The 20,279-nt window shown below is 55.1% G+C and carries 22 protein-coding genes; 15 read left to right on the top strand and 7 right to left on the bottom strand.

Annotated features, from left to right (window positions below):
• Positions 1–43 precede the first annotated feature (43 nt).
• A complete protein-coding gene (gene ubiA, locus ACN0YD_RS10955) occupies positions 44–994 on the bottom strand; it encodes a 4-hydroxybenzoate octaprenyltransferase (protein WP_417319694.1) in 951 nt (316 codons plus the stop codon).
• Between the two features lie 61 nt (positions 995–1,055).
• Here ubiA and ACN0YD_RS10950 point away from each other — a divergent pair, with 61 nt between their 5' ends.
• The 5 genes from ACN0YD_RS10950 to ACN0YD_RS10930 all read left to right on the top strand — a co-directional run bounded on the left by ACN0YD_RS10950 (position 1,056) and on the right by ACN0YD_RS10930 (position 5,267).
• Positions 1,056–1,820 carry a 16S rRNA (uracil(1498)-N(3))-methyltransferase gene (locus ACN0YD_RS10950; RefSeq protein ID WP_417319692.1) on the top strand — a complete coding sequence of 255 codons (765 nt, stop codon included), beginning with the start codon at positions 1,056–1,058 and terminating at the stop codon, positions 1,818–1,820.
• A gap of 93 nt (positions 1,821–1,913) precedes the next feature.
• Positions 1,914–2,669, top strand: a complete 756-nt coding sequence (locus tag ACN0YD_RS10945) for a retropepsin-like aspartic protease family protein (RefSeq protein ID WP_417319690.1) — start codon at positions 1,914–1,916, stop codon at positions 2,667–2,669.
• Positions 2,670–2,772: 103 nt separating this feature from the next.
• A complete protein-coding gene (locus ACN0YD_RS10940; protein WP_417319688.1) occupies positions 2,773–4,140 on the top strand; it encodes a glutamate--cysteine ligase in 1,368 nt (455 codons plus the stop codon).
• A 130-nt stretch (positions 4,141–4,270) separates the two neighbouring features.
• Positions 4,271–4,741: a PAS domain-containing protein gene (locus ACN0YD_RS10935; RefSeq protein WP_417319686.1), complete on the top strand. Its 471-nt coding sequence runs from the start codon at positions 4,271–4,273 to the stop codon at positions 4,739–4,741.
• A gap of 76 nt (positions 4,742–4,817) precedes the next feature.
• Positions 4,818–5,267 (top strand): PAS domain-containing protein, encoded by a 450-nt coding sequence (locus ACN0YD_RS10930; RefSeq protein WP_417319684.1) that lies wholly within the window; start codon positions 4,818–4,820, stop codon positions 5,265–5,267.
• A 15-nt stretch (positions 5,268–5,282) separates the two neighbouring features.
• On the opposite strand, the gene ACN0YD_RS10925 is transcribed toward ACN0YD_RS10930, so the two are convergent.
• Positions 5,283–5,819: a pyridoxamine 5'-phosphate oxidase family protein gene (locus ACN0YD_RS10925; protein ID WP_417319682.1), complete on the bottom strand. Its 537-nt coding sequence runs from the start codon at positions 5,817–5,819 to the stop codon at positions 5,283–5,285.
• 38 nt (positions 5,820–5,857) lie between these two features.
• Positions 5,858–7,294 (bottom strand): metalloprotease TldD, encoded by a 1,437-nt coding sequence (tldD, locus tag ACN0YD_RS10920; RefSeq protein WP_417319680.1) that lies wholly within the window; start codon positions 7,292–7,294, stop codon positions 5,858–5,860.
• A gap of 340 nt (positions 7,295–7,634) precedes the next feature.
• On the opposite strand from tldD, the gene coxB reads away from it, so the two are divergent.
• The 10 genes from coxB to ACN0YD_RS10870 all read left to right on the top strand — a co-directional run bounded on the left by coxB (position 7,635) and on the right by ACN0YD_RS10870 (position 17,441).
• On the top strand, positions 7,635–8,504 hold the full coding sequence (gene coxB, locus ACN0YD_RS10915) for a cytochrome c oxidase subunit II (protein WP_417319678.1): 870 nt from the start codon (positions 7,635–7,637) through the stop codon (positions 8,502–8,504).
• Positions 8,505–8,522: 18 nt separating this feature from the next.
• Entirely contained in the window at positions 8,523–10,151 is a 1,629-nt protein-coding gene (gene ctaD, locus ACN0YD_RS10910; protein WP_417319676.1) for a cytochrome c oxidase subunit I, read from the top strand.
• A gap of 76 nt (positions 10,152–10,227) precedes the next feature.
• The gene (locus ACN0YD_RS10905) at positions 10,228–11,142 is read left to right on the top strand and encodes a heme o synthase (protein ID WP_417319674.1); all 915 of its coding nucleotides are present in this window, start codon (positions 10,228–10,230) and stop codon (positions 11,140–11,142) included.
• A 128-nt stretch (positions 11,143–11,270) separates the two neighbouring features.
• Entirely contained in the window at positions 11,271–11,822 is a 552-nt protein-coding gene (locus tag ACN0YD_RS10900) for a cytochrome c oxidase assembly protein (RefSeq protein WP_417319672.1), read from the top strand.
• A 61-nt stretch (positions 11,823–11,883) separates the two neighbouring features.
• Positions 11,884–12,723: a cytochrome c oxidase subunit 3 gene (locus tag ACN0YD_RS10895; RefSeq protein WP_417319670.1), complete on the top strand. Its 840-nt coding sequence runs from the start codon at positions 11,884–11,886 to the stop codon at positions 12,721–12,723.
• Between the two features lie 6 nt (positions 12,724–12,729).
• Positions 12,730–13,104 (top strand): DUF983 domain-containing protein, encoded by a 375-nt coding sequence (locus ACN0YD_RS10890; RefSeq protein ID WP_417319668.1) that lies wholly within the window; start codon positions 12,730–12,732, stop codon positions 13,102–13,104.
• Positions 13,105–13,106: 2 nt separating this feature from the next.
• The gene (locus ACN0YD_RS10885; RefSeq protein WP_417319666.1) at positions 13,107–13,847 is read left to right on the top strand and encodes an SURF1 family protein; all 741 of its coding nucleotides are present in this window, start codon (positions 13,107–13,109) and stop codon (positions 13,845–13,847) included.
• A gap of 114 nt (positions 13,848–13,961) precedes the next feature.
• Positions 13,962–15,353 (top strand): threonine synthase, encoded by a 1,392-nt coding sequence (gene thrC, locus ACN0YD_RS10880; protein WP_417319664.1) that lies wholly within the window; start codon positions 13,962–13,964, stop codon positions 15,351–15,353.
• Positions 15,354–16,610, top strand: a complete 1,257-nt coding sequence (locus tag ACN0YD_RS10875; protein WP_417319662.1) for a M16 family metallopeptidase — start codon at positions 15,354–15,356, stop codon at positions 16,608–16,610.
• A 21-nt stretch (positions 16,611–16,631) separates the two neighbouring features.
• Positions 16,632–17,441, top strand: coding sequence for a carbon-nitrogen hydrolase family protein (locus ACN0YD_RS10870; protein WP_417319660.1), 810 nt, complete (start codon positions 16,632–16,634; stop codon positions 17,439–17,441).
• On the opposite strand, the gene ACN0YD_RS10865 is transcribed toward ACN0YD_RS10870, so the two are convergent.
• The 4 genes from ACN0YD_RS10865 to mutY all read right to left on the bottom strand — a co-directional run bounded on the left by ACN0YD_RS10865 (position 17,438) and on the right by mutY (position 20,224).
• Positions 17,438–17,833 (bottom strand): GFA family protein, encoded by a 396-nt coding sequence (locus tag ACN0YD_RS10865; RefSeq protein ID WP_417319658.1) that lies wholly within the window; start codon positions 17,831–17,833, stop codon positions 17,438–17,440. The genes ACN0YD_RS10870 and ACN0YD_RS10865 overlap by 4 nt on opposite strands.
• Positions 17,830–18,450, bottom strand: coding sequence for a glutathione S-transferase family protein (locus tag ACN0YD_RS10860; RefSeq protein WP_417319656.1), 621 nt, complete (start codon positions 18,448–18,450; stop codon positions 17,830–17,832). Before ACN0YD_RS10860 ends, ACN0YD_RS10865 begins: the two co-directional genes overlap by 4 nt.
• Before the next feature lie 16 nt (positions 18,451–18,466).
• A complete protein-coding gene (locus tag ACN0YD_RS10855; RefSeq protein ID WP_417319654.1) occupies positions 18,467–19,054 on the bottom strand; it encodes a DUF6151 family protein in 588 nt (195 codons plus the stop codon).
• 63 nt (positions 19,055–19,117) lie between these two features.
• Positions 19,118–20,224 (bottom strand): A/G-specific adenine glycosylase, encoded by a 1,107-nt coding sequence (mutY, locus tag ACN0YD_RS10850; RefSeq protein ID WP_417319652.1) that lies wholly within the window; start codon positions 20,222–20,224, stop codon positions 19,118–19,120.
• Positions 20,225–20,279: the final 55 nt, after the last annotated feature.

Raw genomic sequence — 20,279 nt, 5'->3', positions numbered from 1 at the left:
TTCGTCACGCCGGTCTATATTTTCCGATCTTCCTTCGATTCATTCAGATATAGTGCCCGGCGACGATGGCGGCGAAAATTAGGGCGCCGAAATCCCGGTTGGCCTTGAACAGTTTCAGACATCTTTCCGGGTTGTCCATCTCCAGCGACCAGATTTGCCAGAGCAGGTGAGCGGTGGCGGCCAGCATGCCCAGATAGAAGCCGAACCCCATGCCGGTCATGCCCCCGGCCATGGTAAAGAGAACCGCCGTCATGCCGTAAAAAATAATCAGCCAGGCCGGGGTCGACGCGCCAAGCCTGAGCGCGGTGGATTTTACGCCGATCAGGGCATCGTCTTCCTTGTCCTGGTGGGCATAAATGGTGTCATAGCCCAGGGTCCAGAAGATGCCGCCGATATAAAGTAAATAAGCCGGTGTCTCGAGACCGCCGGTGGCAGCGGCCCAGCCCATAAGGGCGCCCCAGTTGAAAGTGAACCCGAGGAACAGCTGGGGCCACCAGGTGATCCGTTTCATAAAGGGATAGGTGATAACAAGCGCCAGGGACAGGATGCCGAGCTTGAAGACGGTAACATTGAACTGCAACAGGATGATGAGTCCGATGAGGCACAGGCCTGCCAGGAAGACCAGCGCCTGTTTGACCGACACCCGGCCGCTGGGCAGGGGGCGCTGGCGGGTGCGTTCCACTTGCGCATCAAACTTGATATCAGCCAGGTCATTGACCACACAGCCGGCCCCCCGCATGACATAGGCACCAATACAAAACAGGATAATCAGGGTGACATGCGGCAGGCCCCATTGCCAGTAATCCCCGTGATCATGACTGCCCAGCGCCAGCGACCACAGGCAGGGCCATAACAGAAGCCAGGTGCCGATGGGCCGGTCCGCCCGCATCAGCTGCAGGTAGGGGACTGCCGCCGCCGGGGCGTAGCGATGAACCCAGCTGTCACGCACAGTATCCTTGGGGGCAGACGCCAGGTTATTTTCCGGATTTGCCATTGGTCAATCCATTCCAGCAGGGTATAACTATGTCATTTCGTCCAACAAGGTAAATCATTCCATGACCAGTGCAACGCCAAATATCCGGCTTTTTGTGGAAAATGATCTTGTGTCCGATCAGGAGTTTCTGATCGACGGCAATCAGGGTCACTATCTGATCAATGTAATGCGTATGAAGGAGGGCGAGGTGGTCGCCCTGTTCAATGGTCGGGACGGGGAATGGATGGCCCGTATCGAAAAGACCGGCAAGGGCAAGGCAGCCGTTAAGGTGCTGGGGCATCTCGAGGATCAGGCGGAAGAGCCGGATCTGTGGTATCTGTTTGCCCCCGTCAAAAAGGCGCGGCTTGATTATATGGTGGAAAAAGCAACCGAGCTCGGTGTCTCCCTGATCCGGCCGGTGATGACAAGGCGCACTGTTGTGGACCGGGTCAAGGAAGACCGCATGCGCGCCAACGCCATCGAGGCGGCGGAACAATGTGGACGCCTGACCGTACCGGTGATAGAGGCGCCGGTGAAGCTGGAAAAGCTGTTGGCGGACTGGCCGGACGACCGGCTGATCATGTTCTGTGACGAGGCAGGCGGCGAGGGCGATCAGGAAATTCTACCGGTTGGCCGGGCTGTGGAGCAGGCGGCCCGGGCTGCGGAACTGGACAAATGGGCCATCCTGATCGGCCCGGAAGGCGGGTTTGATCCCAAAGAACGGCAGATGATCCGTTCCCATCCGCAGGCGGTGGCAGTGACCCTTGGGCCGCGGATTCTGAGGGCAGATACCGCTGCCGTGGCGGCCATTTCCCTGTGGCAGTCCTTTGCCGGGGACTGGCAGTAAAGGGTTCTTCCTCCGGCTTATGTGGCGGCCGGTTTGTCATTCATACATACAGTTTTTATTGTTTGCCTGTTGATGAAAAGCTAGACTGGAAAAATGACTGATCCTGAATTCAAATCTCCCTGGGACCCGAAAAACCATGGTGTGCCGCCCGCTGGCGGCGGGTCGCCGGGCAACGGGCCGTCTTTCTGGCGACTGTACAAATGGGTGATAATTCCCATTGTAATCGTCCTGGTCATCCTGTTGTTTTTGCCGGAAATGTCGCTGTCCGATGGGCAGGGAATGGCGCTGGTCTATGATATTCTTCTCCTGACCATGGTTGGGGCAGGCTTGATTGTTCATGTCCGGAGCAATCCCGGGCAGGCGTTAAGAAATGTTGCCGGCTGGGTCATTATCATCGGCATTCTGGCGCTGGGCTACAGTATCTGGAGCGGGACGGGCCGCATCGGCAAGGAGTTGAACCCCACCATGGGACAGACGGCAGATGGCAGCATTTCCTTTCCGGTCACGTCAGGGGGGCATTATCTGCTCAGGGTTCAGGTAAACGGGGAGCCGGTGACCTTTATACTGGACACCGGGGCAAGTGATGTGATCCTGACCGCCCGGGATGCCCGCCGAGTGGGCATAAATCCCGACCGGCTCAGTTTTTCCCAGCCCTATGATACCGCCAACGGCAGAACGTGGGGAGCCCGGGTGCAGATTGCCGAAATGACCATCGGGCCTGTCTATCTGGAGAATGTCCGGGCGTCGGTAATTCGCGAAGGGCTGGAACAATCCCTTCTGGGGATGAGCTTTCTGGACAGGCTTTCCGCCTATCAGGTGAAGGATAATATATTGACTTTATTTCCCTGAATCCCCAAATGATGGCAATCACCGTAGCGTGATGGGGAGTTGATTGGAAACTTCAGAAAATAACATATAGTTTTTGGGAACATTTCATTATGGGTGGAAAACAGTGACAGCAACTCCTCAGGACAAGAAAAGCCCTGTTACTTCCAAGCAGCAGCTTATCGATTATATTGCCTTAGGCGCCCGGCCTAAGGAGGATTGGCGGATCGGTACCGAGCACGAGAAATTTGTCTTTTGCAAGGATAGCCACCGGCCCGTGCCCTATGAAGGTGAAAGAAGTATCCGCGCCATCCTTGAAGCCAAGGGCAGGGAATTCGGCTGGGATCCGATCATGGAGGGCGACTATATTATCGGCCTCAAGAAAGACGGGCAGTCAGTGACGCTTGAACCCGGTGGCCAGCTTGAACTTTCGGGCGCCCCTCTGGAAAATATTCACCAGACCTGCAGTGAGGTCAATTCCCATCTCAAAGAAGCCAAGGCGGTCAGCGAAGAGCTTGGTATCAAGTTTCTCGGCGTGGGGTTCAATCCCAACACAAAACGTGAAGACGTTCCGAGAATGCCCAAAGGCCGCTATAAGATCATGACTGAATATATGCCCAAGAAAGGTAACCTTGGTCTTGATATGATGTACCGGACGGCGACAATCCAGGTTAATCTGGATTATGCGGACGAGGCGGATATGGTGAAGAAATTCCGCACCTCTCTGGCCCTGCAGCCGATTGCGACGGCGCTGTTTGCCAATTCCCCCTTCACCGAGGGAAAACCCAACGGATTTATGAGTTACCGCAGCCATATCTGGACGGATACGGATCCGGACCGCTGCGGCATGCTGCCGTTTGTCTTTGACGAGGCCATGAGCTATGAGGCCTATGTGGATCATGTGCTTGATGTGCCCATGTATTTCGTCTATCGGGACGGCAAGTATATCGATGCCTCCGGGCAGTCTTTCCGGGATTTCATCAAGGGTGAATTGCCTGCCTATCCGGGCCATGTGGCGACGATGCAGGACTGGGAAGACCATATGAGTACCCTGTTTCCGGAAGTGCGCCTGAAGAAATTCCTGGAGCTGCGCGGCGCCGACGGCGGATCCTGGAATACCATCTGCGCCCTGCCGGCGTTGTGGGTGGGGCTTCTTTATGACAGCGACGCCCTTGATGCCGCCTGGGACCTGTGCAGGGACTGGAGCATCGAGGAGCATGATCTTCTGCGCGCGGAAGTGCCCCGGACTGCGCTGCAGGGCGACTTCAGAAACAGGAAAATTCTGGACTGGGCCCGCGATATTCTGGAGATTTCCGCCCACGGCCTGCAGCGCCGGGCGCGTCTCAATGCCACCGGCGAGGATGAAAGAATATTCCTGAATGTTCTGTTCGCCATTGCCGAAAAAGGCCACAGCCATGCCCAGGACCTGCTGGATCTGTACCACAATCAGTGGAACGGGGATATCAATCGGCTGTTTCAGGAGCATGCCTTCTGACAAGGTTGTCCTATAATATTGTTCCATTGTTTACGTTTGTCTGATAAAACAGTCCGGTGGCTTGATATTCCTGTAATGTATGATGAAATCGAGGCTTTTATGGCATTAAGGAACGAGGTACAGAGACCAGATGGGTGGCGATGAGGGGTATAAGGCATATATAAAAACTGACTTTACGCCAGCAGATTTCAATGCTGAAATTCATCGCATCTTTTATAATCACTGGAATGAAATCCGGGGCGACAAGCATTTGCCGTCGCGGTCAGATTTCAACCCTGCTGCCATTGCGCCCGCACTGCCCCATATTCTGATGCTTGAAGTACACCGTGATCCCATGCGGTTCAAGTTCCGACTGTCCGGCACGGAAACTGTTGACGTTATGGGCGTCAATGTGATGGGGCGCTGGATAGATGAATTTCCCCATACGGAAAAAGTAATCGATCGGTACAAATGGCTTGTCGAAACCGGCCGGCCCTATTACAACAGCGATAAATTGTACTGGGCTGTGAAGGACTTTCATCACTATACCGCACTGACCCTGCCATTCTCGGATGACGGGGAAAATGTCAATATCCTGATGTCGACAAACCATTACTTTTAGCAAGCAATGTGTGTACAGCAGAAGATGAGGGTTCCAGGGCAGGCCAGCCAGCGGTTTTAGACTAACTGGAAGGTAGATGGCTAACTTCATCAAGAAGTTCGAACGGAAGGACTTCTCCGTCGCATTTCATGGCAGACTTTATGATTACTGGCTTTCCAGGAGGCAGGATCGCGTCATGCCGTCAAGAAAAGATATCAACCCGGCCGAAATACCGGAACTTTTGCCACATATTATCATGCTTGAGGTCCACGGTCGTCCTCCGCAATACAGGGTGCGTCTGACGGGAACGCATGTGGATATGGTCCTCGGCATGTCGTTAACGGGGCTTTGGGCGCATGATATTCCAGATTCCCAGGGGCTGCGCAGCCGGTTTGACTGGCTGGTCAAACACAAACGGCCTTATTATTCAACAGACCGGCTGGCTTTTGCCGCCAAGGAGCATAAATTTTACTCCTGTATGGTGTGTCCCCTGTCCAGCGACGGTGAAACTGTGGATATGATTATTTCCAGCAACGACTATTTCTAGGCCGGCTATCGCCAACTAGAGGCCGGTTGGCAGGCCGTCAATGCTCTTCAGGTTTTTTTCCCGCTGATAATTCAGAATCTCCTGGTCGCTTTTCCTATTGCTCCAGTTTTCGAGGGTGTCCCGTTCTTCTTTCAGCTCCATTACCGGTACACCATACCCGCAACTGGTCTGGACGCTGTCGATCTCCGCAACAAAAATCTGCCGGAGACCTCTTGACGGAGTGAAGCTCGGGACCAGGTTTTCAAACTCGGCTTCGCCTGGTTTAACGGAACGGCCATGTCCATAAAGGCGCAGGATCATGGGAATGCTGGAAAAGCTATTGAACATGATCGTGATGCGGCCGTCATCCAGGAAATGGGCGGCGGTTTCATTGCCGCTGCCTGTATAGTCCAGCCAGGCGACCTGGTTGGGGCCAAGAACGCGGAATGAATCCATCCCTTTGGGTGACAGGTTGATCCGGCCTTTCTTTGGCGTTGTGGCCACAAAGAACATGGGCTGTTCGCTGATAAATCTGGCAATTTTATCTTCTATTTTGTCGTAAAATTTGGCCATTTTGCTATCCCCTTTGATTTATCCGGCTCTGTGATGTTCTAGTTTTCGGTTCCTCCGACAGTCAGCCCGTCCAGCCGCAGGGTGGGTTGTCCCACCCCGACCGGCACACTCTGTCCGCCCTTGCCGCAGACGCCGACACCTGCATCCAGTTCCAGATCATTGCCGATAGCGCTGACCCGGGTCAGCGCGTCCGGACCGTTACCGATCAGGGTGGCGCCTTTGACCGGCGCATCGATCTTGCCATCTTTGATCAGATAGGCCTCGGTGCAGCTGAAAACAAACTTGCCGTTGGTGATATCCACCTGTCCGCCGCCGAAATTGACAGCATAGAGGCCGTCCTTGACCCCTTCGATAATTTCCCTAGGATCCCTGTCGCCGGCCAGCATATAGGTATTGGTCATGCGCGGCATGGGCTGATGGGCGTAACTTTCCCGCCGTCCGTTGCCAGTCGCCTTCACACCCATCAGGCGCGCATTCATGCGATCCTGCATGTAGCCGGTGAGGATGCCGTCCTCAATCAGTGTGGTACAGTTGGTCGGGGTGCCTTCGTCATCAAAGGTGAGAGAGCCACGCCGGTCAGGCAGGGTGCCATCGTCCACCACGGTAACGCCCGGGGCCGCCACCCGTTCACCCATGAGGCCGGCGAAGGCAGAACTGCCCTTGCGGTTGAAATCGCCTTCCAGGCCGTGACCAATGGCTTCGTGGAGAAGGACACCGGGCCAGCCGGGACCCAGTACCACATCCATCTCACCGGCCGGGGCAGGAACGCTTTCCAGGTTGACCAGGGCCTGACGCAGGGCCTCATCCACCTGGGATTTCCAGTTTTCCTCGGTCAGAAGCCGGCTATAGTCATATCGACCACCGGCCCCCTGATAGCCGCTTTCCATACGATCGCCTTCACCGGCGACAACGGATACGTTAAGCCTGACCAGAGGGCGGATATCACGCACCCGATGTCCGCCGGGGCGGATGATTTCAACGGTTTGCCATTCGCCGGAAATAGAGGCGCTGACCTGACAGACCCGATTGTCCAGGGCGCGGGCATAGGCGTCAATATCCTGAAGCATTTTGATCTTGGCATTAAAATCCAGCCCGCCAAGCAAAGGGTTTTCATCGGTATAGAGTTTCCGGTTTGTCCCCTGCGGATGCAGGTCCAGGGTGCCGCCGGTGCCGGACTTGATGCTCTGAACTGTTTCGCAGGCTCTCTTGAGGGCATTTTCGTCCAGGCTGCTGGAATGAGCATAGCCGCTGACCTCGCCGAGCACGCTTCTCAGGCCGAAACCGCGGTTTGTGTCATAGACGGCATTTTTTAGCCGGCCGTCGTCGAAGGAAAAGCTCTCGGACTGCACATACTGGAGATAAAGCTCGCCATCTTCCATGCCGTGCAAGGCATCGTCCACCAGTCTCTGGGTACGGACAGAATCGAGATCTGATTCTGTAAAAAAATAGGAATCGGTGTGCGCAGATTCGGTCATAATGGCCCTGTTTTGAGTCGTTATATACTTTATATATAGGGTAGTATATGGCCACAAACCCCCGGTGGTGCAAGCCTGAAAGGGGGGAATCCATGACTTTTCCGCCACAAGTAACCATAAACAATTAAAAATAAAGAAAATGTTGCGGCGGAAACATTTGATTTGTATCAATGTCGCCAATCAACCCAGTTATTGATAATGCGGCCTTGAGCCAGATCAATTTTCTGGTATAAGGTGAGGTGTTTGCTCTGTATGCAGGATTAGCTAATGTTTCTCCGGATGCAATATAGAGGGTGGTAGTGTCTTAATTCGTCTTTGAATTTAAGGGGTAGGACAAAATATGTTGTTCAAAAAAGCTTATGTTTCAGCAGCCGCGTTACTGGTTGCACTTTTTTCCGGGCTGGGATCGGCCTGGGCAGCCGGTGAGTTTAAAGCAGAGCCCAAACAGCTCGGATTTATGGAGCCGGCAACTGAAATAATGCGGGATCTGGTATGGTTCCATGATGGTTTGTTGTGGATGTGCATCATTATTACCATCTTTGTGATGCTGCTGATGCTCTATATCATGGTCCGCTTCCGCGCCCGGGCGAACCCCAACCCCTCCAGAACGACACATAACACGCTGCTGGAAGTCGCCTGGACCACGCTGCCGATCCTGATCCTGATCGTGATCGCCGTGCCGTCCTTCAAACTCCTTTATAAACAGGACGTTATTCCGGAAGCTGATGTGACCGTCAAGGCCATCGGAAATCAGTGGTACTGGTCTTACGAGTACCCGGATTATGACGATCTCAGCTTTGATGCGGTTATGCTGACTGAAGAAGACAAAAGCTCGGGCGATTACAAGGACCGCAGCGGTACGCCGCGGCTTCTGGAGACAGATACCCGTATCGTGGTGCCGGTGAACAAGGTAATCCGTGTTCAGACTACGGCTACCGATGTCATTCATGCATGGACCATCCCTGCTTTCGGCGTCAAGGTTGATGCTGTACCCGGCCGCCTGAACGAAATCTGGTTCAAAGCCGAAAAGGAAGGCGTGTTCTACGGGCAGTGTTCCGAACTCTGCGGTATTCGTCACGGATTTATGCCTATCGTGGTGGAGGTGGTTTCCCAGGAAGTCTTTGACGCCTGGACGAAAAACCCCACCGAGACTGCTGCCAAAGCGGTCGAGACAAACATTCAGGTGGCCGATGCCACCAAAGCTCACTGATTTTTAGGGAGATCGTAAATGAGTTACGCTGCTGATGCTTCCCATGCAGATCACGGTCATCCGACAGGCTGGCGTCGCTGGTTGCTGTCCACCAACCACAAGGATATCGGTACGCTTTATCTGATCTATGCCATTGTTGCAGGTCTGATTGGCGGGCTTTTCTCCGGCCTGATGCGTGCGGAACTGATGTATCCGGGTATGGACTTCCTGCCGATGTTTACAGGCGGAAATATCGATGCCGCCTATCACTTCTTTAACGTGCTGATCACAGCGCATGGCCTGATCATGGTGTTCTTCATGGTTATGCCGGCCCTGATTGGTGGTTTCGGCAACTGGTTTGTGCCGATCATGATCGGTGCGCCCGACATGGCTTTCCCGCGCATGAACAACATCAGCTTCTGGCTGCTTCCGGCTGCCCTTGGGCTGCTGGTTATGTCCGTCTTCTTCGAAGGCCCTCCGGGACAGAGCGGTGTTGGTGGTGGCTGGACCGTCTATGCGCCGCTCAGCACCTATGCCCAGCCGGGACCGGCCATGGATCTGGCCATTTTCTCCCTGCATGTGGCTGGTGCGTCCTCTATCATGGGCGCCATCAACTTCATCTGTACCATTTTCAACATGCGTGCGCCGGGCATGACCCTGCATAAAATGCCGCTGTTTGTATGGTCCGTTCTGGTCACAGCCTTCCTGCTGCTGCTGTCCCTGCCGGTTCTGGCGGGCGCCATCACCATGCTGCTGACTGACCGCAACTTCGGAACAGCCTTCTTTGACCCGGCCGGCGGCGGTGACCCGATCCTGTATCAGCACCTGTTCTGGTTCTTTGGACATCCGGAAGTGTACATCCTGATCCTGCCCGGTTTCGGCCTGATCAGCCATGTGGTTTCCACCTTCTCCAACAAGCCGATTTTCGGTTACCTGGGGATGGCCTATGCCATGGTGGCGATCGGTGTTGTCGGCTTTATCGTGTGGGCGCACCATATGTTCACCGTCGGCATGGATGTGGATACCAAGGCCTATTTCACGGCTGCGACTATGGTGATTGCTGTTCCGACCGGGATCAAGATTTTCTCCTGGCTGGCAACAATGTGGGGCGGTTCCATCCGCTTTGAGACACCGATGCTTTTTGCCCTGGGCATGATCTTCCTGTTCACCATCGGTGGTGTGACAGGGGTTGTTCTGGCCAATGCCGGTGTGGATACGGCCATGCATGACACCTATTATGTGGTGGCCCACTTCCATTACACCATGTCCATGGGGGCTCTGTTCTCCATCTATGCGGGCTGGTATTACTGGATTGGCAAAATGAGCGGTAAACAGTATCCGCAGCTGCTCAGCAAACTGCATTTCTGGTTTACTTTCATTGGTGTGAACCTGATTTTCTTCCCGCAGCACTTCCTGGGCCTCGCCGGTATGCCGCGTCGTATCCCGGATTATCCGGATGCCTACGCCTACTGGAACTGGGTATCTTCCGTCGGTTACGGCGTGATGGCTCTGGGTCTGGTGTGCTTCCTGGTTGGTGTTTTTGTAACACTGGCAAGCCGCAGGACTATCGGTGAAAACCAGTGGGGCGAAGGGGCAACAACCCTGGAGTGGACTCTGACTTCTCCGCCGCCGTTCCACCAGTTCGAGAAACTGCCGCGGTTTAAATAATGAATTCAGCCGGGCCCGCTTGACTTCAGCGGGCCCGATTGAACGACCCTGTGATGACCATTACTGGCTGACTTGAATGTACGCATCCTCTGTAGAACAAGAGAACTATGATTATTACGAGCCGGCGGCGCGGGACTTTTTTGACCTGCTCAAGCCCCGGGTCATGTCTCTTGTCATTTTTACCGGTCTTGTCGGGCTCCTGCTGGCGCCGGGACATATTCATCCGGTCGAGGCGTTCACCGCAATTCTCTGTATTGCCGTTGGCGCAGGCGCGTCCGGCTGCCTGAATATGTGGTATGACGCGGATATCGACGCGGTGATGAACCGGACCCGCAACCGTCCGATCCCGGCGGGGCGTATCGCTCCCGAAACAGCTTTGCAGTTTGGCGTCTGGCTTTCCGTCGCCTCTGTTTTGCTGATGGGACTTGCCGTCAATGTGGCGGCGGCTGTTCTGCTGGCCATCACCATCGGATTTTATATTTTTGTTTATACCATGTGGCTCAAGCGCCGCACCCCGCAGAATATTGTCATCGGCGGTGCTGCCGGTGCCTTTCCGCCGATGATCGGCTGGGTCGCTGTCACCGGCAATGTGAGCCTCGAAAGCCTTGTTCTGTTCGGTATTATTTTCATGTGGACCCCGCCCCATTTCTGGGCCCTCAGCCTGTTTGCCTGCAAGGACTATGAAAAGGTGGGGGTGCCCATGCTGCCGGTCGTTTCCGGCGAAGGCGAGACCAGAAAACAGATCCTGATCTACAGCCTGCTGATGGTCCCGGTGACCATTGCGCCTTGGATCATGGGATTTGCCGGCATGATTTACGGTGTGACATCGATTGCCACGGGCGCAATTTTTCTCGCCCTTGCCGCAAGCCTGTACAGGACGGGCGACCTCGGGACGGCGAAAAAGCTGTTTTTCTATTCTATCCTGTATTTATTTGTTCTTTTTGCCGTGCTCGGGATTGAAGCCCTTCTCGGAATGGGAGGGCTGGTCTGATGCCGCCGAGTGACGAACATAAGAAAAGAGCCGGACGCAATTATGCGCTGGCAGGTGTATTGCTGGCTTTTGTGGTTTTGTTTTTCCTGCTGACCCTGGCCAAACTGAATGTGATTTGACGGACGGATATGACTGCACAGACTTTTGACAGACCCAATAACGGCCGCACATTGATTGTGCTGTTGCTGATTATTGCCTGCATGATCGGGCTGGTCTGGGCGTCCGTGCCGCTTTATCGGCTGTTCTGTGCGGTGACCGGTTATGGCGGTACCACTCAACAGGCTGCAGCCAGCTCGGACATTCCTGTGCTGGACCGGGAAATGACGATCCGCTTTAATGCGGATATCAATCCGGCCCTGCCATGGCAGTTCAAGCCGGTACAGAAGTCGGTCAGGGTCAAGATCGGTGAGGAAGCGCTGATTTTCTATCGCGCTGTCAATGACAGTGACGAAACTGTCACCGGGACCGCCACCTTTAATGTGACGCCTTTCAAGGCGGGAAGCTATTTCAGCAAGATCGAGTGTTTCTGTTTTACGGAACAGACACTGAAACCGGGTGAGGAAGTGGATATGCCAGTCACTTTCTATATTGACCCGGAGCTGGCAGAAGACGAACATCTGGATGAAGTGAAGGAAATTACCCTGTCCTATACTTTTTACAGATCGGACGAGGAAGAATAACTGTTTCGGCCGGTGCCGGAACAAGGAAATAGATACGTTATAGTGAGTAAGGGGACAATATATGTCAAATTCACATGCTGTAGAACATGATTATCATCTTGTAGACCCGAGCCCGTGGCCGCTTGTCTGCTCGCTCGGTGCATTTATCACTGCCGTCGGTCTGGTGATGCTGATGCATTTCGACACCAGCTGGGTCGCCATTGCCGGCGCTATCATACTGCTTTACGGCGCTTACAGCTGGTGGGGCGATGTTGTAGAGGAAGGTGAACATGGAGGTCATCATACCGCCATTGTGCAGCTTGGCCTCCGCTATGGCATGTTCCTGTTCATTATTTCCGAGGTCATGTTCTTTACGGCCTGGTTCTGGGCATATTTCAACGCCAGCGTGATCAGCGTAGAACAGTTCGAGCTTGGTAAAATGACTTCGGACATTCACGCTGTCTGGCCGCCGGCCGGTGTGGAAACCCTTGACCCCTGGCACCTGCCGCTGGTCAATACTCTGATTCTTCTGACATCCGGTTGTACTGTGACCTGGGCCCATCATGCGATTGTGGAAGGTGATCGTTCCACCTTTATCCGCATGCTGACCTTCACTGTGCTGCTCGGCCTGCTGTTTTCCGGTGTTCAGGCTTATGAATATTCTCATGCAAGCTTTGGCTTTGGCGACGGCATCTATAGTTCCACTTTCTATATGGCCACAGGGTTCCACGGCGCCCATGTGATTATAGGAACCATCTTCCTGCTGGTTTGCCTGATCCGCGGTGTTCGCGGTCACTTCAAGCCCAATCACCATTTCGGCTTCGAGGCCGCTGCCTGGTACTGGCACTTTGTGGACGTTGTCTGGCTGGTACTGTTCTTCTGTATCTACATCGGTGGTGCCGGCGCAGTTGCTGGACACTAAGGTCCGATGACAGATCCCTTTCTCCACACCCCGGTTTCGCCTTTCAAGGCGGGACTGGGGTGTAAATGTCCCCGCTGCGGGGAAGGGAAACTGTTCAGGGGCTATTTGTCCCTTCCTGAACAATGCTCCAAATGCGGGCTGGATTTCAGCCCGTTTGATTCCGCTGACGGTCCTGCCGTCTTTATCATCCTGATCCTCGGTTTTTTTATTGTCGCCCTGGCGCTTGTGGTGGAAGTGAAGTTTTCTCCGCCGCTGTGGGTTCATGTCATGCTCTGGGGACCGCTCACCATTTTTGGTTCCCTTGCCTTATTGCGGCCGTTTAAATCCCTGATGATCGCTCTCCAGTATCATTTCAAGGCGGAAGAAGGCAAAACGGAATAGCAATGAAGCGAGTTATTTACTTCCGGCCGCGTCTCTGGCCAACGGTCATGACAATTCCGATGTTTATCATCCTGTGTCTGCTGGGAACCTGGCAGGTGGAGCGTCTGCAATGGAAGCTGGATCTGATTGATAAACTGGAAAAGCGGATTGCCATGACACCGGTTGGTTTGCCTATTGCCACCGGGGCGGGAGGAGAGGCGCTTGAGGACTGGGAATATTTGCCGGTCAGGATCTCCGGTCATTTCATGCATCTGAGGGAAATGACCATGTACAGCATAGGTCCCGAGGGGCAGCCGGGGTATGATATCTATACGCCGCTCATGATCGGTGACGGACGAACGGTCATTGTCAACCGGGGCTGGGTGCCCGAAAACCTCAAACTGAAAACCTCACGCCCCCGCAGCGTGGTGAACGGCGAAGTGATCGTGACCGGTCTGTTGCGCAAGCCCTGGGAACAGGTCATGATGGGACCGGAAAACGACGTGGAAAACAACGTCTGGTACTATGGCGACATCAATCAGATGGCCGAGGCCCAGGACCTGGAAAAGGTGTTTCCCATGTATTTATATGCGGACAAAACCCCGAACCCCGGCGGCTGGCCGCTGGGGGGGCGGACCAGGCTGAAACTGGCAAACAACCACCTGGGATATGTGATCACCTGGTATGGTCTCGCGTTGGCCCTGGTCGCGGTTTATCTGTTCTATCATATGAAAATCCTTCCCGCTGGCGGCCGTCAGGAATAGCTTGCATCGCAGGTCCAAACTGATACTCTGTGCCGCGAATTTGAGATGAGTCGCCCTGAGACGTCATCGTGCCACATGACGGGCGGACAAAGCCATGACCGAAGGACCTGAAAAGTGAAGTATGTCAGTACGCGGGGCCAGGCGCCTGCACTGGGTTTTGAAGAAGTTCTGCTGACCGGGCTCGCCCGGGACGGCGGCCTGTATATTCCCGAACAATGGCCGGTGATCAGCCGGGATGAGATCCGTTCCATGGCAGGTCTAAGCTATCAGGAAGTCGCTCTCCGGGTCATGTCTCCCTATGTCTGCCCGGAAATTTCCGAAGATGACTTTGCCGGTCTTATTGAAAAGGCCTACAGCACCTTCCGTCACAAGGCTGTGGCGCCGCTTGCCCAGATTGACAGCAATGAGTGGATTCTGGAACTGTTCCATGGTCCAACACTGGCCTTCAAGGATGTTGCCCTGCAGCTTCTGGGGCATCTGTTCGACCATGTGCTGAGCAAACAGGGTCGCAAGATCACTATTGTCGGCGCCACGTCCGGTGATACCGGGTCCGCTGCCATCGATTGTGTGCGCGACAGGGACTGCGCGGAAATCTTTATGCTGCATCCCAAGGGGCGTGTGTCCGTGGTTCAGCGCCGTCAGATGACCACGGTGCCAAGCGCTAATGTGCACAATATTGCCGTCGAAGGCACCTTTGACGACTGCCAGGCCTTGGTCAAGGCCATGTTCAATGATCTGGCCTTTCGGGACGAAATTACCCTGTCCGCGGTCAACAGTATCAACTGGGCCCGGGTTATGGCCCAGATCGTTTATTATTTCACCAGTGCCACAGCGCTTGGCGGCCCGGACCGCAAGGTGTCTTACAGTGTCCCGACCGGCAACTTCGGTGATATTTATGCGGGCTATGTGGCAAGCCAGATGGGTCTGCCGGTTGAACAACTGGTGGTGGCTACCAATATGAATGATATTCTGGCCCGGACCCTGACCAATGGCGACTACACCGTCGGCACCGTTCAGCCGACCATCAGTCCCAGCATGGACATCCAGGTTTCCAGCAATTTTGAAAGATTGCTCCTGAACCTGTATAATGGACGGCCGGAAGAAGTGCGCCGGCTGATGGACAACCTGAAACAGTCCGGCAGCTTCACCATTGATGGACCGGAACTGGAGAAGGCAAAAGCCATCTTCGATGCGCTGCAGACCAGTGAGGAAGACACCAGGGCCACCATTGCCGAGCTGTTCAAAAGCACGGAGATGCTGATCGATCCGCATACGGCGGTCGGTGTGCATGCCGCCCGGGAAAAGCGCCGCAGTGCCGGGACCCCCATGGTCACGCTGAGCACCGCCCATCCGGCGAAATTCCCGGATGCGGTCGAAGCGGTCACCGGTCAGCACCCTGAACTGCCACCACATATGGCGGATCTGTTCGAACGGGATGAGAAATATGATGTGTTGCCCAACGATCTGGGCGCCATCCAGAAATATATACGGGAAATATTGAACTAGATGACAGTAAAGATTTCGACACTTGATAACGGTCTTCGGGTAGTCACCGACACAATGCCCCATGTAGAGACTGTTACGGTCGGGGTCTGGACCGATGTGGGCAGCAGCCACGAGCACGAGCATCAGAACGGTCTTAGCCACATGCTGGAACATATGGCCTTCAAGGGCACGGCACGCCGGAGCGCCCGGGACATTGCCGAGGAAGTAGAGAATGTGGGCGGGTATCTGAACGCCTATACCTCCCGCGAGCAGACCACTTATTATGCCCGCCTGCTGAAAGAGGATATCGAGCTGGGCGTCGACGTGTTGTCCGATATCCTGCAGCATTCCACCTTTGACCCGAATGAACTGGAACGCGAGCGTGGGGTTATCATCCAGGAAATCGGCCAGGCCAATGACACGCCGGACGATATCGTTTTCGATATGATGCAGGAAGCGGCCTATCCTGACCAACCGGCAGGCAGGCCGATCCTTGGCACCATCGAACGGGTCAGCAACTTCAGCCGTGATGACCTTCAGTCCTATATGTCCCATCATTACAAGGCCGATGAAATGGTACTTGTGGCGGCGGGTAATGTGGATCATGACCGCTTTGCAGACATGGCGGCGGAAAAATTCACTGCCATTGACCGAAGCCGCCCCGGCACCAAGGACGAGATCACCTACAGCGGAGGGGCGCGTCTTGAGGATAAAGACCTGGAACAGGTCAATCTGATCCTTGGTTTTGACGGCGTGAGTTTCAGTGATCCCGATTATTATACGGCCCAGGTCATGTCCATGGTCCTTGGCGGCGGAATGTCTTCCCGCCTGTTCCAGGAAGTGCGGGAAAACCGCGGTCTGGTCTATAGTATCTATAGCTTCATGCAGTCCTATACCGACGGCGGCACCTTTGCCATTCATGCCGGAACCGGCCCCGACCAGGTTGCCGAACTGATCCCGGTGGTGGCTGAGGAAATGCATAAGCTTACCCGTGACGTCAGCGCTGACGAGGTCAACCGGGCCTGCAACCAGATGAAGGCCGGCATGATGATGGCCTATGAGAGCACCACCAATCGCATGGAACAGCTGGGCCGGCAGATGATGATCCACGGCCGTCCGGTCCCGCGTGAGGAAACTCTGGCCAAACTGGATGAAGTCGACGCTGTGGCCGTTGCCCGCTATATGGACCGCCTTCTTACCGGCGGCAAACTGTCGCTCGGCGCTATCGGGCCCTTGAGGGGGCTCGAGGAATACGACAGGGTCGCCGCCCGCTTCTGATATATAACCGAAAGGACTCCCATGAAACTGCTCAGTTGCCAGATCCCCCAACCGGAAATCAAATCTGTCATCGAGCGGGACGAGCATGTGCGCCTTCTGTGTGACAAGCTGGATGAGGCCATGACCCAGGTCGAGGCCGATGTGATCATGTTGCCGGAACTGGCCACCAGCGGATATCCCTTCGGCAGACTGGGTGAAGTGCACGAACTTGCCGAGGAAATCGGCGGACAATCGGTACAGGTTTTACGGGACCTTGCTCTCCGGCACAAAACAGCCGTCTGTTTCGGCATGCCGCGCCGGGAGACAGACAGTGGAGACCTGCATATCTCGCAGGTCTTCATCCATGCCGACGGCGAGGTCGGTTTTTATGACAAAATTCATCTCCATGACAGTGAAACGGAAGTCTTTACCCCCGGTGATCATCTGTATGTGACGAAGGTTGGTGGCGTCAAGCTGGGGATCATCATCTGTTATGATTTCCGTTTTCCGGAACTATGTCGACTTCTGAAGGTGGAACATGGTGTCGATGTGATCCTGCATGCGACAGCTTTCCTCAAGGATGACACTTATAAATCCTGGGCCCCCTTTGTCATGACCCGGGCGCTGGAAAATGAAGTTTATATCCTCAGCCAGAATTTCGCCGGTGACGCCTTTGGCGGTACGCTCTTCAGCCCGCCGGATTTCAATGACAATAGGCAGGTGGAACGGCTCCCGGACCAGGAATTCTTCCATGTCTTCGAAGTGGACGAGGCATTGCTGGCGGCAAAGAAAAAGTCCGCCGGTTATCTTGATGTGCTCCGGGAAAGTTATACCGGCCTGCAACTCCGCTAGTCATCACCGTCATTATATCGGGGCAGGTCGTCCACCAGATTGACGTGGTGAATCTGGCTTTTGGTCCAGATGTGTTGATCGGCGGGGAAATCTTCCGGATTGTCCATTACCCCGAGGGCAAGATCGAAATTTTCCGGCGACTGGAACGACATGGTTGACCCGCAGTCCCGGCAGAAACCCCGTTTGCAGTCCGGGCTGGAATGATAATGGGCAAGTTCACCCCGGGTGACTTTGACCTTGTCCTTCGGAAAGATGATCCAGGAAATAAAGGCGGAACCTGACGATTGCTGGCACCATTTACAGTGGCAATATTCGGTATGTTTGTGGGGACCCGTCGCTTCAATGACCACTGCTCCGCACATACATCTGGCGCTATGTTTGTCGTCGCTCATTTCTTCCAGTCCTTCGGATACATGGGGATAAAGCCCGGAGTTTTCCTGATCCGTCCGATCCAGTCGCGGATTGCCGGGCAGGGGGTGAGGTCAAACTCCCCCATTTCCGCCACATGGGTATAGGCAAACAGCGCCATATCGGCGATGGAATATCTATCTCCCACCAGATAGGCGTGATCCTTGAGCCGGTCCTCCATGATCTGCAGCGCCGCAGAACCTTTCTCATGCAGGGTCGGGATTTCCGCTCTGCGCGGGCTGTCTTCGGGCAGCATGGTCAGGATGAACTTGGCGACGGCGACAAAGGGCTCGTGACTGTATTGTTCAAAGAACATCCAGCTCATCACCTCGGCCTGTTCCCATTTGTCTGTGGGGAAATAGTCGGTGTCTTGCGCGAAGTAGTAGAGGATCGCATTGGATTCGGCGAGACAGCGGCCGTCCGGAAATTCCACCACCGGGATACGGCCGTTGGGATTGATATTGGCGAGGAACTCCGGCGTGCGGGTTTCACCGTTTGTCACATCATACGGGATGGTTTTATAGGGCAGGCCAAGCTGGCTCAAGAGCAGGCGCACCTTGTAGGCATTGCCGGATTCCGTGTTGTCGTGAAGGGTGTACATATAGTGAACTCCTGAATTATCCCCTGTTCCGCTCGAAAACCTTCTCCGGTTTCGAGATCGGTGTGCCGTTCTCGTCAAAGAAGGGATTGGGTTTGCCGAGCCCCTTCAGTTTCCAGACGAATATATTCCAGAACAGGCGCACAAGAAGGCTTGCCGGAAAATCGACAATCTTGCGCCCCGGCGGCAGCGGTTTTGTCGCGTATTTGCCCTGAAGGTACCAGCCGACGGGCCCCAGTACCCTGTCCCGGTCGCCCGGGATATCCATAAAAGCGGTGATCACACCCGCAAAAGGCAGCTTGGCGGGACCCGTATTGGCAATCGGCATCCTGCAGCACCCCGCATACCAGCGGAACGGCCCCTTGGGGGTGAGCCTGAGGCTGCGGATATGTTCCTTGCCCTGGGTAATGGTCATATGCGCCGGCGCCGTCTGGAAAATATCCGTGCCGCCATATTCGTCAAGGACGGTTTCCGCCTGGCCCAGATGCCGGGCATAGGCCTGGCAGTCCTCACAATAACACACCACACGGGTGCCGGCATGGGGGACTATGTCCCAGGCGGTGCCCCGGATTTGCCCGCAACTGCATTTCAGATTTACCTCAGCCATATCCCCGATCCCTTCTGCCTGTATTTGATCTGATCAGGAACTATAGCGCAATTTAAGGGGGAATTACAGGTCCAGAACAGGCGCGCTGACATGTTCGACGATCTTTTTCATTACCGTCGGCAGGGCAAATTCCTCGAGCTTGTCGAGCGGGGCCCAGATGCCTTCCTGCAGATTGATCATTTCCTCAAGTTCCAGCCGGATCACCTTTAGCTCCAGATGAAAATGGGTGAAGGTGTGGCTGACCATGCCGGGCGTCTCGCGCCAGTTGGCGATGATTGGAATCTGCGGCTGCGGGAAATTTTCCCAGCTATTGGACGGCACCCAGTCGGAGGACGGAATTTCCATCATGCCGCCCAGCAGCCCCTCTTCCGGACGGCGGCGCAGCCAGACATGGCCGTTGAATTCACCCCAGAAGGCAAATCCCCGCCGTGTGGGTTTTTTCTGTTTTTTCAGCCGCCGGGGCAGCTCTTCCGAGGTGCCGGACTGTGCGGAAAGACAAGAGATCTGCCACGGGCAGCGGCCATCGCATTTCAGCGCCCGGGGCGTGCACACGGTGGCGCCCAGATCCATGACCGCCTGGGCATAATCCCCCGGCCGGTGGGACGGGGTCAGGCCCTCGGCCAGTTCCCTGAGGACCGGGCGGGCGTCGGGCAGGGGAATGTCCACATTGAACATCCGGGCCATGACCCGCTCCACATTGCCGTCGACCACGGCGGCCGGTTCATCATGGACGATGGCGGCAATGGCGGCGGCGGTATAGGGGCCGATGCCGGGGAGTTTTCTCAGCTCTTCGGACGTTTCCGGAAATTGGCCGCCCAATTCGTCTCGCACATATTGGGCGCATTTGTGCAGATTTCGGGCCCGGGCGTAATAGCCGAGACCGGCCCAGTCGACGAGAACCTCGTCCAGGTCCGCATCGGCCAGCGCCGTGACGGTGGGCCATTTGGCAATGAATTTCTCGAAATAAGGAATGACGGTGATCACGGTGGTCTGCTGCAGCATGATTTCGCTGAGCCAGACTTCGTAAGCGTCCGGTTTCAGACCGCCGGCCTTCTCTTCCGGTCCCGTGCGCCAGGGCAGACTGCGGGCGTTGCTGTCATACCAGTCGAGCAGGGAATCTGCCAGGTCGTCTCCCTGTTTTAATAGCCGGTTTTTCTCAGCAACTGTCATCACACCATACTGGCTTCAAGAATCGTCATTAAACTGTCACTATAAGCCCTGCGGC

It is taken from the genome of Emcibacter sp., assembly GCF_048269205.1.
Lineage (GTDB): Bacteria > Pseudomonadota > Alphaproteobacteria > Sphingomonadales > Emcibacteraceae > Emcibacter.
This window is presented reverse-complemented; position numbering and strand designations above follow the sequence as displayed.